Source organism: Zoogloea sp. LCSB751 (genome assembly GCF_002028455.1).
Classification (GTDB): Bacteria; Pseudomonadota; Gammaproteobacteria; order Burkholderiales; family Rhodocyclaceae; genus Zoogloea.
On the sequence record NZ_MWUM01000586.1, the window covers coordinates 1 to 238 of the forward strand.

The 238-nt window shown below is 47.5% G+C and carries 1 pseudogene; it reads right to left on the reverse strand.

From position 1 onward, the window contains the following. Positions 1-238, reverse strand: a pseudogene (locus B4920_RS27810) (hypothetical protein); the annotation flags it as partial.

Consider the following 238-nt stretch of genomic DNA (forward strand, 5'->3'; position numbering starts at 1 on the left):
ACTCGGCAAAGGCGCGGGTGGCGCCAGAAACCGTCATCAGACTAATGAGTCCACCAAGCAGCAACATAAACAGCAACATATTGATATTGTCGCGATTAAGTGCGCCATCGACCCAAAAAATCTTCAGCACGGTATTGAACATATAGTGCAATGAATCAAGGGGAGAAAACTGATTGAGTAACAAACTGCCGGCCACAATCCCTACGCCAAGGGATAACAGTACGCGACGAGTGATGAT